This window comes from Serratia sp. 2880STDY5682894 (assembly GCF_001537385.1).
Taxonomy (GTDB): Bacteria; Pseudomonadota; Gammaproteobacteria; order Enterobacterales; family Enterobacteriaceae; genus Serratia; species Serratia nevei.
In genome coordinates, this window is sequence record NZ_FCJA01000009.1 from 181,184 (window position 1) to 192,585 (window position 11,402).

The following is an 11,402-nucleotide window of genomic DNA, read 5'->3' on the forward strand; positions in this document are numbered from 1 at the left end:
ATGAAAGGCGATAAAAAGATCATTGCTCACCTCAACAAGCTGCTCGGCAACGAGCTGGTTGCCATCAATCAATATTTCCTGCACGCCCGCATGTTCAAGAATTGGGGCTTAATGCGCCTCAACGACAAGGAATACCACGAGTCGATCGACGAAATGAAGCATGCCGATCGCTACATCGAGCGTATCCTGTTCCTGGAAGGGCTCCCTAACCTGCAGGATCTCGGCAAGCTGAACATCGGCGAAGACATTGAAGAGATGCTGCGTTCCGATCTGGCGCTGGAGCTGGCAGGCGCTAAAAACCTGCGTGAAGGTATCGCCTATGCCGACTCGATTCATGATTACGTCAGCCGCGATTTGATGATCGATATCCTGGCTGATGAAGAAGAGCATATCGACTGGCTGGAAACCGAGCTGGACCTCATCGCTCGCCTCGGTATTCAAAACTATGCCCAGGCCCAGGTTCTAGAGCGCAAAGAGTAAGCCTGTCTTCCGTTCGTCATCGTCTCTCCTGCCGGCGGCCGTTTTTACGGTGGGGCAGGGGAGCTTCCCCGCCAAGCATAATTCATACCCTGCTAGCCGTCCTCATCTCGCGACTGCCGCTGAACGCGCAAAAATGACGATTTCCTGAGCATATTTCCAACTGCGGCTTGCTTCCTGGGCCATTTTGCGTATAATGCGCGGGCTTACCTAATCTTGGTAAGCCTGATTTTAGCGAATCAGTCGATTGGCAGGCCTTTTTTGCCTTTCGAACAATACTCCCGATATGGGGGTTATATGTTGACGATTACACTCCCCCATCAATCGAAATGGGTGTGAGGAGTAATTATTTACGTTTATAAATAATTGGAGCTCTGGTCTCATGCAGAACCAAAGAATCCGTATCCGCCTGAAAGCGTTTGATCATCGTCTGATCGATCAATCAACCGCGGAAATCGTCGAGACTGCAAAGCGCACTGGTGCGCAAGTCCGTGGTCCGATCCCGCTGCCAACTCGCAAAGAGCGCTTTACCGTTCTGATCTCTCCGCACGTCAACAAAGACGCGCGCGATCAGTACGAGATTCGCACTCACAAGCGTCTGGTTGACATCGTTGAGCCAACCGAGAAAACCGTTGATGCTCTGATGCGTCTGGATCTGGCTGCCGGTGTAGACGTGCAGATCAGCCTGGGTTAATCAGGTCATTGAGCGATTGAGAGGTTGAAACAATGATTGGTTTAGTCGGTAAAAAAGTGGGTATGACCCGTATCTTCACTGAAGATGGCGTTTCTATCCCAGTAACCGTAATTGAAATTGAAGCGAACCGCGTGACTCAGGTTAAAAGCCTGGACACCGACGGTTACCGTGCCGTTCAGGTTACCACTGGTAGCAAAAAAGCTAACCGTGTAACCAAGCCGGAAGCGGGCCATTTCGCTAAAGCTGGCGTTGAAGCTGGCCGTGGTCTGTGGGAATTCCGCCTTGAAGAAGGTCAAGAGTTCGCTGCAGGTCAGGAAATTAGCGTAGAAATCTTCGCTGACGTTAAAAAAGTCGATGTTACCGGTACTTCTAAAGGTAAAGGTTTTGCTGGCACTGTTAAGCGCTGGAACTTCCGTACCCAAGACGCTACCCACGGTAACTCCTTGTCTCACCGCGTTCCGGGTTCTATCGGTCAGAACCAGACTCCGGGCAAAGTGTTCAAAGGCAAGAAAATGGCTGGCCACCTGGGTGATGAGCGCGTAACCGTTCAAAGCCTGGACGTAGTACGTGTTGACGCTGAGCGCAACCTGCTGCTGGTTAAGGGTGCTGTACCGGGCGCAACCGGTGGCAACCTGATCGTTAAACCAGCTGTGAAGGCGTAAGGGGATAGCAATGGAATTAGTATTGAAAGACGCGCAAAGCGCGCTGACTGTTTCCGAAACTACCTTCGGTCGTGATTTCAACGAAGCGCTGGTACACCAGGTTGTTGTTGCTTATGCAGCAGGTGCCCGTCAAGGTACTCGTGCTCAGAAGACCCGTGCTGAAGTAACTGGTTCCGGCAAAAAGCCATGGCGTCAGAAAGGCACCGGCCGTGCGCGTTCAGGTTCTGTAAAGAGCCCGATCTGGCGTTCAGGCGGCGTGACCTTTGCTGCTAAGCCACAGGACCACAGTCAGAAAGTAAACAAAAAGATGTACCGCGGCGCGCTGAAAAGCATCCTGTCCGAACTGGTACGTCAAGATCGTCTGATCGTTGTCGAGAAGTTCTCTGTAGAAGCGCCTAAAACTAAGCTGCTGGCACAGAAACTGAAAGATATGGCTCTGGAAGACGTGCTGATCGTGACCGGTGAACTGGATGAGAATCTGTTCCTGGCAGCTCGCAACCTGTACAAGGTTGACGTGCGCGATGTAGCAGGTATCGATCCGGTTAGCCTGATCGCCTTCGACAAAGTGGTTATGACTGCTGATGCTGTGAAGCAAGTTGAGGAGATGCTGGCATGATCCGTGAAGAACGTTTGCTGAAAGTGCTGCGTGCACCGCACGTATCTGAAAAAGCATCCGCTGCGATGGAAAAAAGCAACACCATCGTTCTCAAAGTTGCCAAAGACGCGACCAAAGCAGAAATCAAAGCTGCAGTGCAGAAACTGTTTGAAGTCGAAGTCAAAGACGTGAACACCCTGGTAGTTAAAGGGAAAGTGAAGCGTCACGGTCAGCGTGTTGGTCGTCGTAGCGACTGGAAAAAAGCTTACGTCACCCTGAAAGAAGGCCAGAATCTGGACTTCATCGGCGGCGCAGAGTAAGTCGGAGGAGTAAGAACAATGGCAATTGTTAAATGTAAACCTACATCTCCGGGTCGTCGCCACGTTGTTAAAGTGGTTAACCCTGAGCTGCACAAGGGTAAACCTTATGCCCCGCTGCTGGAAAAACTGAGCAAAAGCGGTGGTCGTAACAACAATGGCCGTATCACCACCCGTCATATCGGTGGTGGCCACAAGCAACATTATCGTCTGGTTGACTTCAAGCGCAACAAAGACGGTATCCCTGCTGTGGTTGAGCGTCTGGAGTACGATCCGAACCGTTCCGCGAACATCGCGCTGGTTCTGTACAAAGACGGCGAACGTCGTTACATCCTGGCGCCGAAAGGCCTGAAAGCTGGTGACCAGATTCAATCTGGCGTTGATGCTGCAATCAAAGCGGGTAACACCCTGCCGATGCGCAACATTCCAGTTGGTTCAACGGTTCACAACGTAGAAATGAAACCAGGTAAAGGCGGCCAGATGGCTCGCTCCGCTGGTGCCTACGTTCAGATCGTTGCTCGTGATGGTTCCTACGTAACTCTGCGTCTGCGCTCCGGCGAAATGCGTAAAGTTCCAGCTGATTGCCGCGCCACCCTGGGTGAAGTCGGTAACGCTGAACACATGCTTCGCGTTCTGGGTAAAGCAGGTGCTGCACGTTGGCGTGGTGTTCGTCCTACCGTTCGCGGTACGGCGATGAACCCGGTAGATCACCCGCACGGTGGTGGTGAAGGTCGTAACTTTGGTAAGCACCCGGTAACTCCGTGGGGCGTTCAGACCAAAGGTAAGAAGACCCGTAGCAACAAGCGTACTGATAAGTTCATCGTACGTCGCCGTAGCAAAAAATAATTAGAGGATAAGCCATGCCACGTTCTCTCAAGAAAGGTCCTTTTATTGACCTGCACTTGCTGAAGAAGGTAGAGAAAGCGGTGGAAAGCGGTGACAAGAAGCCTTTGCGCACTTGGTCCCGTCGTTCAACGATCTTTCCTAACATGATCGGTTTGACCATCGCTGTCCATAATGGTCGTCAGCACGTACCAGTGTTCGTTTCCGATGAAATGGTCGGTCACAAACTGGGTGAATTCGCGCCGACTCGTACTTATCGCGGCCATGCGGCTGATAAAAAAGCTAAAAAGCGCTAAGGTAGGAGGAAGAGATGGAAACTATCGCTAAACATCGCCACGCTCGTTCTTCTGCTCAGAAGGTTCGCCTTGTTGCTGACCTGATTCGCGGTAAGAAAGTGTCGCAAGCTCTGGAAACTCTGACCTACACCAACAAGAAAGCTGCTGGTCTGGTTAAGAAAGTGCTGGAGTCTGCCATTGCTAACGCAGAACACAACGATGGCGCTGACATCGATGATCTGAAAGTTACGAAAATCTTCGTAGACGAAGGCCCAAGCATGAAGCGCATTATGCCGCGTGCAAAAGGTCGTGCAGATCGCATCCTGAAGCGCACCAGCCACATTACTGTGGTTGTGTCCGATCGCTGAGACTCTGGAGACTAGCAATGGGTCAGAAAGTACATCCTAATGGTATTCGCCTGGGTATTGTCAAACCTTGGAACTCTACTTGGTATGCGAATACCAAAGAATTCGCTGACAACCTGGACAGCGACTTTAAAGTTCGTCAATTCCTGACTAAGGAACTGTCGAAAGCTTCCGTTTCTCGCATCGTTATCGAGCGTCCTGCGAAGAGCATCCGTGTGACCATTCACACTGCTCGCCCAGGCATCGTTATCGGCAAGAAAGGTGAAGACGTCGAAAAACTGCGCAAGGTCGTAGCGGACATCGCTGGCGTTCCTGCACAGATCAACATCGCCGAAGTCCGTAAACCGGAACTCGACGCTAAATTGGTTGCTGACAGCATCACTTCTCAGCTGGAACGTCGCGTTATGTTCCGTCGTGCTATGAAGCGTGCAGTACAGAACGCAATGCGTCTTGGCGCTAAAGGTATCAAAGTTGAAGTAAGCGGCCGTCTTGGCGGCGCTGAAATCGCACGTACCGAATGGTATCGCGAAGGTCGTGTTCCATTGCACACTCTGCGTGCGGACATCGACTACAACACATCTGAAGCGCACACCACTTATGGTGTAATCGGCGTTAAGGTATGGATCTTCAAAGGTGAGATCCTGGGTGGTATGGCTGCAGTTGAACAACCGGAACCGGCTGCTCAACCTAAAAAGCAGCAGCGTAAAGGCCGCAAGTAAGGAGAGTCGCTGATGTTACAACCAAAGCGTACAAAATTCCGTAAGGTGCACAAGGGCCGCAACCGTGGTCTGGCGCAAGGTACGGATGTTAGCTTCGGCACTTTCGGTCTGAAAGCTGTTGGCCGTGGCCGTCTGACTGCTCGTCAAATCGAAGCAGCTCGTCGTGCAATGACTCGTGCAGTTAAGCGTCAAGGCAAGATCTGGATCCGTGTATTCCCGGACAAACCGATCACCGAGAAGCCGCTGGAAGTGCGTATGGGTAAAGGTAAGGGTAACGTGGAGTATTGGGTTGCCCTGATCCAGCCTGGTAAGGTCCTGTACGAAATGGACGGCGTGCCAGAAGAGGTTGCCCGCGAGGCATTCAAACTGGCAGCAGCGAAACTGCCGATCAAAACCACCTTTGTAACTAAGACGGTGATGTAATGAAAGCACAAGAGCTGCGTGAAAAAAGCGTTGAAGAGCTGAATGCCGAGCTGCTCAACCTGCTGCGTGAGCAATTCAACTTGCGCATGCAGGCGGCCAGTGGCCAGCTGCAACAAACTCACCTGTTGAAACAAGTGCGTCGTGACGTCGCACGCGTTAAGACTTTACTGACTCAAAAGGCGGGTGTGTAAATGACTGAAGTTATCCGTACCCTGCAGGGTCGTGTTGTTAGCGATAAAATGGAGAAATCCATCGTTGTTGCTATCGAGCGTACTGTGAAGCACCCGATCTACGGGAAATTCATCAAACGTACGACCAAGCTGCACGTACATGACGAGAACAACGAATGTGGTACCGGCGACGTGGTGGAAATCCGCGAATGCCGCCCACTGTCCAAGACTAAGTCCTGGACGTTGGTTCGCGTTGTAGAGAAAGCGATTCTGTAATAGAGTAGCTGGCTCTCACTTAATAAACGGCTCAGAAAATGAGCCGTTTATTTTTTCTACCCATACCAAGTAAGCGGTGTTATAATGCTGCGCCCTCGGTTATGGGGCTTTTCAACGGCCTAATTTTTACTTGGGTCTTTAAAGTAGTAGTTGACATTAGCGGAGCACTAAAATGATCCAAGAACAGACTATGCTGAACGTCGCCGACAACTCCGGTGCACGTCGCGTAATGTGTATCAAGGTTCTAGGTGGCTCGCACCGTCGCTACGCAGGCGTCGGCGACATCATCAAAATTACCATCAAGGAAGCAATTCCTCGCGGTAAGGTGAAGAAAGGCGATGTTCTGAAGGCGGTAGTGGTGCGCACCAAGAAGGGTGTACGTCGCCCGGACGGTTCTGTCATTCGCTTCGATGGCAATGCATGCGTTATTTTGAACAATAACAGCGAGCAGCCAATCGGTACGCGTATTTTTGGGCCGGTAACTCGTGAACTGCGTAATGAGAAGTTCATGAAAATTATCTCTCTGGCACCAGAAGTACTCTAAGGAGCGAACATGGCAGCGAAGATCCGTCGTGATGACGAAGTTATCGTGATTACCGGGAAAGACAAAGGTAAGCGCGGTAAAGTAAAAAATGTCCTGTCTGCTGGCAAGGTCATTGTTGAAGGCATCAACCTGGTTAAGAAACACCAGAAGCCGGTTCCGGCTCTGAACCAACCAGGCGGCATTGTTGAAAAAGAAGCTGCAATTCAGGTTTCTAACATTGCTATCTTCAACGCGGCTACCGGCAAGGCTGACCGTGTAGGCTTTAGATTCGAAGACGGCAAAAAAGTCCGTTTCTTCAAGTCTAACAGCGAAACTATCAAGTAATTTGGAGTAATACGATGGCGAAACTGCATGATTACTACAAAGACGAGGTAGTCAAACAACTGATGTCTCAGTTTGATTACAACTCTGTCATGCAAGTCCCTCGGGTCGAGAAGATCACCCTGAACATGGGTGTTGGTGAAGCGATTGCTGACAAGAAACTGCTGGATAACGCCGCAGCGGACCTGGCAGCCATCTCCGGTCAAAAACCGCTGATCACCAAAGCCCGCAAATCTGTTGCAGGCTTCAAAATCCGTCAGGGCTATCCGATCGGCTGTAAAGTAACTCTGCGTGGCGAACGCATGTGGGAGTTCTTTGAGCGCCTGATCTCCATTGCTGTTCCACGTATCCGTGACTTCCGTGGCCTGTCCGCCAAGTCATTCGATGGTCGTGGCAACTACAGCATGGGCGTGCGTGAGCAAATCATCTTCCCAGAAATCGACTACGACAAAGTCGATCGCGTTCGTGGTTTGGATATTACCATTACCACTACTGCGAAATCTGATGATGAAGGCCGCGCGCTGCTGGCTGCTTTTAACTTCCCGTTCCGCAAGTAAGGCAGGGTTACTGATGGCTAAGCAATCAATGAAAGCACGCGAAGTCAAGCGCGTGAAATTAGCTGACAAGTTCTTTGCAAAACGCGTTGAACTGAAAGCTATTATCTCTGATGTGAACGCGTCCGATGAAGATCGTTGGGATGCCGTTCTCAAGCTGCAAACTCTGCCGCGTGATTCCAGCCCGTCTCGTCAGCGTAAACGCTGCCGCCAAACTGGCCGTCCACATGGTTATGTGGGCAAATTCGGGTTGAGCCGTATTAAGCTTCGTGAAGCCGCTATGCGCGGTGAAGTACCAGGCTTGAAAAAGGCTAGCTGGTAATTACCAATTGAATCACGGGAGTAAAGACAGATGAGCATGCAAGATCCGATCGCGGATATGCTGACCCGTATCCGTAACGGTCAAGCCGCGAACAAAGTTGCGGTCACCATGCCTTCCTCCAAGCTGAAAGTGGCAATTGCCAACGTGCTGAAGGAAGAAGGTTTTATTGAAGATTTCAAAATCGAAGGCGACGCCAAGCCTGTTCTGGAACTGGTACTGAAGTACTTCCAGGGCAAAGCTGTGGTAGAAAGCATTCAACGTATCAGCCGTCCAGGTCTGCGCATCTACAAGAAAAAAGATGAGCTGCCAAAAGTTATGGCCGGTTTGGGTATCGCTGTTGTTTCTACCTCTAAAGGTGTTATGACCGATCGTGCAGCTCGCCAGGCTGGTCTTGGTGGCGAGATTATCTGCTACGTAGCTTAATTCGGGAGGAAAGAATGTCTCGTGTTGCAAAAGCACCCGTCGTCATTCCTGCCGGCGTAGAGGTAAAACTCAACGGTCAGGTTATTTCGATTAAGGGTAAAAACGGCGAGTTGACTCGTACTATCCACGACGCCGTTGAAGTGAAGCAAGAAGCTAACGCACTGACTTTCGCTCCGCGCGAAGGTTTTGCTAACGCATGGGCTCAAGCGGGTACCACGCGCGCTCTGCTGAACGCAATGGTTGTTGGTGTTACCGAAGGCTTCACCAAAAAGCTTCAACTGGTAGGTGTTGGTTATCGTGCTGCCGTTAAAGGCAACGTGGTGAATTTGGCCCTGGGCTTCTCTCACCCTATCGATCACCAGCTGCCGGCAGGTATCACTGCTGAATGCCCAAGCCAAACTGAAATCGTGCTGAAAGGCGCTGATAAGCAGGTTATTGGCCAGGTAGCAGCAGATCTGCGCGCTTACCGTCGTCCTGAGCCTTACAAAGGTAAAGGTGTTCGTTACGCCGACGAAGTCGTGCGTACCAAAGAGGCTAAGAAGAAGTAAGGTAACACTATGGATAAGAAATCTGCTCGTATCCGTCGTGCGACCCGCGCACGCCGCAAGCTCCAAGAGCTGGGTGCAACCCGCCTGGTGGTACATCGTACCCCGCGTCACATTTACGCACAGGTGATTGCTCCAAACGGTTCTGAAGTACTGGTAGCCGCTTCTACTTTAGAAAAAGCTATCGCGGAGCAACTGAAGTATTCCGGTAACAAAGACGCAGCAGCAGCCGTAGGTAAAGCTCTGGCTGAGCGCGCGTTGGAAAAAGGGATTGCGAAAGTATCCTTTGACCGTTCCGGTTTCCAATATCATGGTCGAGTCCAGGCACTGGCAGATGCTGCCCGTGAAGCTGGCCTTCAGTTCTAAGGAAGAGGTTTAAGATGGCTCACATCGAAAAACAAGCTGGCGAACTGCAGGAAAAGCTGATCGCGGTAAACCGCGTATCTAAAACCGTAAAAGGTGGCCGTATTTTCAGCTTTACCGCACTGACTGTAGTTGGTGATGGTAACGGTCGCGTTGGTTTTGGCTACGGCAAAGCACGCGAAGTTCCAGCAGCGATCCAGAAAGCGATGGAAAAAGCCCGTCGCAACATGATGAACGTCGCGCTGAACAGCGGCACCCTGCAGCACCCTGTTAAGGGCGCTCACACGGGTTCTCGCGTGTTCATGCAGCCTGCTCATGAAGGTACCGGTATCATCGCGGGTGGTGCAATGCGCGCCGTTCTCGAAGTTGCTGGGGTGCACAACGTATTGGCTAAAGCTTATGGTTCCACCAACCCGATCAACGTGGTTCGTGCAACTATCGACGCTCTGGCGAATATGAAGTCTCCTGAAATGGTCGCTGCTAAGCGTGGTAAATCCGTTGCCGACATTCTGGGGTAATTGACCATGGCTAAGACTATTAAAGTTACACAAACTCGCAGCTCAATTGGCCGTCTGCCGAAGCATAAAGCTACTCTGCTCGGTCTGGGTCTGCGTCGTATTGGTCACACCGTAGAGCGCGAGGATACTCCTGCTGTTCGCGGTATGGTCAACCTGGTTTCCTACATGGTTAAAGTTGAGGAGTAACAGATGCGTTTAAATACTCTGTCTCCGGCTGAAGGTGCCAAGCATGCGCCTAAGCGTGTAGGTCGTGGTATTGGTTCTGGCCTGGGTAAAACCGGCGGCCGTGGTCACAAAGGTCAGAAGTCTCGTTCTGGCGGTGGCGTACGTCGTGGTTTCGAAGGTGGTCAGATGCCTCTGTACCGTCGTCTGCCGAAATTCGGCTTCACTTCACGCAAAGCGATGATCACGGCAGAAGTTCGTCTGTCTGAACTGGCTCTGGTTGAAGGCGATGTTATCGACCTGAACGCGCTGAAAGCCGCTAACGTAGTTGGTGTCCAGATCGAATTCGCGAAAGTTGTACTTTCTGGCGAAGTCGCTCGTCCGGTAACCCTGCGTGGTCTGCGTGTCACCAAAGGCGCTCGTGCTGCTATCGAGGCTGCTGGCGGTAAAATTGAGGAATAAGTAGCAGATGGCTAAGCAACCAGGATTAGATTTTCAAAGTGCTAAAGGCGGGCTCGGCGAGCTGAAGCGCAGACTTTTGTTTGTAATCGGCGCGCTGATTGTCTTCCGTATCGGCTCTTTCATTCCGATTCCTGGTATCGATGCCACTGTGCTTGCCAAATTGCTTGAGCAGCAGAGAGGCACTATCATTGAAATGTTTAACATGTTCTCTGGTGGTGCCCTCAGCCGTGCTTCTATCTTTGCTCTGGGGATCATGCCGTATATCTCGGCGTCGATCATTATCCAGCTGCTGACGGTGGTTCATCCAGCGTTGGCCGAAATCAAGAAAGAAGGGGAGGCTGGCCGTCGCAAGATTAGCCAGTACACCCGTTACGGTACGCTGGTATTGGCCATATTCCAGTCGATCGGTATTGCTACCGGTCTGCCGAATATGCCTGGTATGCAGGGCCTGGTGTTAAACCCAGGCTTTGCATTCTACTTTACTGCGGTTGTGAGCCTGGTGACCGGGACAATGTTCCTGATGTGGCTGGGTGAGCAGATTACTGAGCGCGGTATCGGCAACGGTATCTCGATCATTATCTTCGCGGGTATTGTAGCGGGACTCCCGCCGGCAGTGGCCCATACTATCGAGCAAGCGCGGCAAGGCGACCTGCACTTCCTCCTGCTGCTGTTGGTTGCAGTATTGGTGTTTGCAGTAACCTTCTTCGTTGTTTTCATCGAGCGTGGTCAACGTCGTATCGTCGTTAACTATGCGAAGCGTCAACAAGGTCGTCGTGTTTATGCAGCACAGAGTACACACTTACCGTTGAAAGTGAACATGGCGGGTGTTATCCCGGCGATTTTCGCTTCCAGCATTATTCTGTTCCCGGCCACGATTGCATCATGGTTTGGGGGCGGTACCGGTTGGAACTGGCTGACTACGATTTCGCTGTATTTGCAGCCAGGGCAACCGCTTTATGTGTTACTCTATGCGTCTGCAATCATCTTCTTCTGTTTCTTCTACACGGCGTTGGTCTTCAACCCGCGTGAGACAGCAGATAACCTGAAGAAGTCCGGTGCCTTCGTACCAGGAATTCGTCCGGGAGAGCAAACGGCGAAGTATATCGATAAAGTAATGACGCGTTTAACCCTGGTGGGCGCGATGTACATTACTTTCATCTGCCTGATCCCGGAGTTCATGCGTGATGCAATGAAAGTACCATTCTACTTTGGTGGTACCTCGCTACTGATCGTGGTTGTCGTCATCATGGACTTTATGGCTCAAGTGCAAACTCTGATGATGTCAAGTCAGTACGAGTCTGCATTGAAGAAAGCAAATCTGAAAGGCTATAACCGCTAGTCAGATTCGTTTGAGAAGTTACGGAGAGTAAAA

At 51.2% G+C, this 11,402-nt stretch carries 23 protein-coding genes; all 23 read left to right on the forward strand.

The window, feature by feature from the left end; all coding sequences use genetic code 11:
* Positions 1-480 carry a bacterioferritin gene (gene bfr / locus AWX27_RS19765; protein WP_060424586.1) on the forward strand — a complete coding sequence of 160 codons (480 nt, stop codon included), beginning with the start codon at positions 1-3 and terminating at the stop codon, positions 478-480.
* 379 nt (positions 481-859) lie between these two features.
* A complete protein-coding gene (rpsJ, locus tag AWX27_RS19770; RefSeq protein WP_001181005.1) occupies positions 860-1,171 on the forward strand; it encodes a 30S ribosomal protein S10 in 312 nt (103 codons plus the stop codon).
* Between the two features lie 32 nt (positions 1,172-1,203).
* A complete protein-coding gene (gene rplC, locus AWX27_RS19775) occupies positions 1,204-1,833 on the forward strand; it encodes a 50S ribosomal protein L3 (protein ID WP_015379265.1) in 630 nt (209 codons plus the stop codon).
* A gap of 10 nt (positions 1,834-1,843) precedes the next feature.
* Complete coding sequence (gene rplD, locus AWX27_RS19780; RefSeq protein ID WP_004929779.1) at positions 1,844-2,449, forward strand: 50S ribosomal protein L4; 606 nt, start codon at positions 1,844-1,846, stop codon at positions 2,447-2,449.
* The gene (gene rplW / locus AWX27_RS19785; RefSeq protein WP_004929776.1) at positions 2,446-2,748 is read left to right on the forward strand and encodes a 50S ribosomal protein L23; all 303 of its coding nucleotides are present in this window, start codon (positions 2,446-2,448) and stop codon (positions 2,746-2,748) included. The genes rplD and rplW overlap by 4 nt, the downstream gene beginning before the upstream one ends.
* A gap of 18 nt (positions 2,749-2,766) precedes the next feature.
* Complete coding sequence (gene rplB, locus AWX27_RS24730) at positions 2,767-3,591, forward strand: 50S ribosomal protein L2 (protein WP_004929775.1); 825 nt, start codon at positions 2,767-2,769, stop codon at positions 3,589-3,591.
* A gap of 14 nt (positions 3,592-3,605) precedes the next feature.
* Positions 3,606-3,884 (forward strand): 30S ribosomal protein S19, encoded by a 279-nt coding sequence (rpsS, locus tag AWX27_RS19795; protein WP_004929772.1) that lies wholly within the window; start codon positions 3,606-3,608, stop codon positions 3,882-3,884.
* A gap of 14 nt (positions 3,885-3,898) precedes the next feature.
* Complete coding sequence (gene rplV / locus AWX27_RS19800) at positions 3,899-4,231, forward strand: 50S ribosomal protein L22 (RefSeq protein WP_002223844.1); 333 nt, start codon at positions 3,899-3,901, stop codon at positions 4,229-4,231.
* 17 nt (positions 4,232-4,248) lie between these two features.
* Positions 4,249-4,947, forward strand: a complete 699-nt coding sequence (gene rpsC, locus AWX27_RS19805; protein ID WP_004929766.1) for a 30S ribosomal protein S3 — start codon at positions 4,249-4,251, stop codon at positions 4,945-4,947.
* 12 nt (positions 4,948-4,959) lie between these two features.
* Positions 4,960-5,370, forward strand: coding sequence for a 50S ribosomal protein L16 (gene rplP, locus AWX27_RS19810; RefSeq protein WP_004929764.1), 411 nt, complete (start codon positions 4,960-4,962; stop codon positions 5,368-5,370).
* On the forward strand, positions 5,370-5,561 hold the full coding sequence (gene rpmC / locus AWX27_RS19815) for a 50S ribosomal protein L29 (protein ID WP_004929762.1): 192 nt from the start codon (positions 5,370-5,372) through the stop codon (positions 5,559-5,561). Before rplP ends, rpmC begins: the two co-directional genes overlap by 1 nt.
* Positions 5,562-5,816, forward strand: coding sequence for a 30S ribosomal protein S17 (gene rpsQ, locus AWX27_RS19820; RefSeq protein WP_004929760.1), 255 nt, complete (start codon positions 5,562-5,564; stop codon positions 5,814-5,816).
* Positions 5,817-5,988: 172 nt separating this feature from the next.
* Complete coding sequence (gene rplN, locus AWX27_RS19825) at positions 5,989-6,360, forward strand: 50S ribosomal protein L14 (protein ID WP_000613954.1); 372 nt, start codon at positions 5,989-5,991, stop codon at positions 6,358-6,360.
* A gap of 9 nt (positions 6,361-6,369) precedes the next feature.
* Positions 6,370-6,684, forward strand: coding sequence for a 50S ribosomal protein L24 (gene rplX, locus AWX27_RS19830; RefSeq protein WP_004929758.1), 315 nt, complete (start codon positions 6,370-6,372; stop codon positions 6,682-6,684).
* Positions 6,685-6,698: 14 nt separating this feature from the next.
* Entirely contained in the window at positions 6,699-7,238 is a 540-nt protein-coding gene (gene rplE / locus AWX27_RS19835) for a 50S ribosomal protein L5 (protein WP_004929756.1), read from the forward strand.
* A 13-nt stretch (positions 7,239-7,251) separates the two neighbouring features.
* Positions 7,252-7,557, forward strand: a complete 306-nt coding sequence (gene rpsN / locus AWX27_RS24735; protein WP_019456186.1) for a 30S ribosomal protein S14 — start codon at positions 7,252-7,254, stop codon at positions 7,555-7,557.
* A gap of 30 nt (positions 7,558-7,587) precedes the next feature.
* Entirely contained in the window at positions 7,588-7,980 is a 393-nt protein-coding gene (gene rpsH / locus AWX27_RS19840; protein WP_004929753.1) for a 30S ribosomal protein S8, read from the forward strand.
* 14 nt (positions 7,981-7,994) lie between these two features.
* Entirely contained in the window at positions 7,995-8,528 is a 534-nt protein-coding gene (gene rplF / locus AWX27_RS19845; RefSeq protein WP_004929751.1) for a 50S ribosomal protein L6, read from the forward strand.
* A 9-nt stretch (positions 8,529-8,537) separates the two neighbouring features.
* Positions 8,538-8,891 (forward strand): 50S ribosomal protein L18, encoded by a 354-nt coding sequence (gene rplR / locus AWX27_RS19850; RefSeq protein WP_004929748.1) that lies wholly within the window; start codon positions 8,538-8,540, stop codon positions 8,889-8,891.
* 14 nt (positions 8,892-8,905) lie between these two features.
* Complete coding sequence (rpsE, locus tag AWX27_RS19855) at positions 8,906-9,406, forward strand: 30S ribosomal protein S5 (RefSeq protein WP_004929747.1); 501 nt, start codon at positions 8,906-8,908, stop codon at positions 9,404-9,406.
* Positions 9,407-9,412: 6 nt separating this feature from the next.
* Positions 9,413-9,592 carry a 50S ribosomal protein L30 gene (gene rpmD, locus AWX27_RS24740; protein ID WP_048232028.1) on the forward strand — a complete coding sequence of 60 codons (180 nt, stop codon included), beginning with the start codon at positions 9,413-9,415 and terminating at the stop codon, positions 9,590-9,592.
* A gap of 3 nt (positions 9,593-9,595) precedes the next feature.
* On the forward strand, positions 9,596-10,030 hold the full coding sequence (gene rplO / locus AWX27_RS19860; RefSeq protein ID WP_004929742.1) for a 50S ribosomal protein L15: 435 nt from the start codon (positions 9,596-9,598) through the stop codon (positions 10,028-10,030).
* A gap of 7 nt (positions 10,031-10,037) precedes the next feature.
* The gene (gene secY, locus AWX27_RS19865; RefSeq protein ID WP_004929740.1) at positions 10,038-11,369 is read left to right on the forward strand and encodes a preprotein translocase subunit SecY; all 1,332 of its coding nucleotides are present in this window, start codon (positions 10,038-10,040) and stop codon (positions 11,367-11,369) included.
* Positions 11,370-11,402 lie beyond the last annotated feature (33 nt).

Excerpts from the sequence above, each read along its gene's own strand:
- rplB (WP_004929775.1), top strand. The coding sequence starts at position 2,767 with ATGGCAATTGTTAAATGTAAACCTACATCTCCGGGTCGTCGCCACGTT.
- rpsC (WP_004929766.1), top strand. The coding sequence starts at position 4,249 with ATGGGTCAGAAAGTACATCCTAATGGTATTCGCCTGGGTATTGTCAAA.
- rpsJ (WP_001181005.1), top strand. The coding sequence starts at position 860 with ATGCAGAACCAAAGAATCCGTATCCGCCTGAAAGCGTTTGATCATCGT.
- rplR (WP_004929748.1), top strand. The coding sequence starts at position 8,538 with ATGGATAAGAAATCTGCTCGTATCCGTCGTGCGACCCGCGCACGCCGC.
- rpmD (WP_048232028.1), top strand. The coding sequence starts at position 9,413 with ATGGCTAAGACTATTAAAGTTACACAAACTCGCAGCTCAATTGGCCGT.
- rplW (WP_004929776.1), top strand. The coding sequence starts at position 2,446 with ATGATCCGTGAAGAACGTTTGCTGAAAGTGCTGCGTGCACCGCACGTA.
- rplE (WP_004929756.1), top strand. The coding sequence starts at position 6,699 with ATGGCGAAACTGCATGATTACTACAAAGACGAGGTAGTCAAACAACTG.
- rplC (WP_015379265.1), top strand. The coding sequence starts at position 1,204 with ATGATTGGTTTAGTCGGTAAAAAAGTGGGTATGACCCGTATCTTCACT.
- rpsN (WP_019456186.1), top strand. The coding sequence starts at position 7,252 with ATGGCTAAGCAATCAATGAAAGCACGCGAAGTCAAGCGCGTGAAATTA.
- rpsS (WP_004929772.1), top strand. The coding sequence starts at position 3,606 with ATGCCACGTTCTCTCAAGAAAGGTCCTTTTATTGACCTGCACTTGCTG.
- rplN (WP_000613954.1), top strand. The coding sequence starts at position 5,989 with ATGATCCAAGAACAGACTATGCTGAACGTCGCCGACAACTCCGGTGCA.
- bfr (WP_060424586.1), top strand. The coding sequence starts at position 1 with ATGAAAGGCGATAAAAAGATCATTGCTCACCTCAACAAGCTGCTCGGC.
- secY (WP_004929740.1), top strand. The coding sequence starts at position 10,038 with ATGGCTAAGCAACCAGGATTAGATTTTCAAAGTGCTAAAGGCGGGCTC.
- rplD (WP_004929779.1), top strand. The coding sequence starts at position 1,844 with ATGGAATTAGTATTGAAAGACGCGCAAAGCGCGCTGACTGTTTCCGAA.
- rplP (WP_004929764.1), top strand. The coding sequence starts at position 4,960 with ATGTTACAACCAAAGCGTACAAAATTCCGTAAGGTGCACAAGGGCCGC.
- rpsE (WP_004929747.1), top strand. The coding sequence starts at position 8,906 with ATGGCTCACATCGAAAAACAAGCTGGCGAACTGCAGGAAAAGCTGATC.
- rplF (WP_004929751.1), top strand. The coding sequence starts at position 7,995 with ATGTCTCGTGTTGCAAAAGCACCCGTCGTCATTCCTGCCGGCGTAGAG.
- rpsH (WP_004929753.1), top strand. The coding sequence starts at position 7,588 with ATGAGCATGCAAGATCCGATCGCGGATATGCTGACCCGTATCCGTAAC.
- rplO (WP_004929742.1), top strand. The coding sequence starts at position 9,596 with ATGCGTTTAAATACTCTGTCTCCGGCTGAAGGTGCCAAGCATGCGCCT.
- rpsQ (WP_004929760.1), top strand. The coding sequence starts at position 5,562 with ATGACTGAAGTTATCCGTACCCTGCAGGGTCGTGTTGTTAGCGATAAA.
- rpmC (WP_004929762.1), top strand. The coding sequence starts at position 5,370 with ATGAAAGCACAAGAGCTGCGTGAAAAAAGCGTTGAAGAGCTGAATGCC.
- rplV (WP_002223844.1), top strand. The coding sequence starts at position 3,899 with ATGGAAACTATCGCTAAACATCGCCACGCTCGTTCTTCTGCTCAGAAG.
- rplX (WP_004929758.1), top strand. The coding sequence starts at position 6,370 with ATGGCAGCGAAGATCCGTCGTGATGACGAAGTTATCGTGATTACCGGG.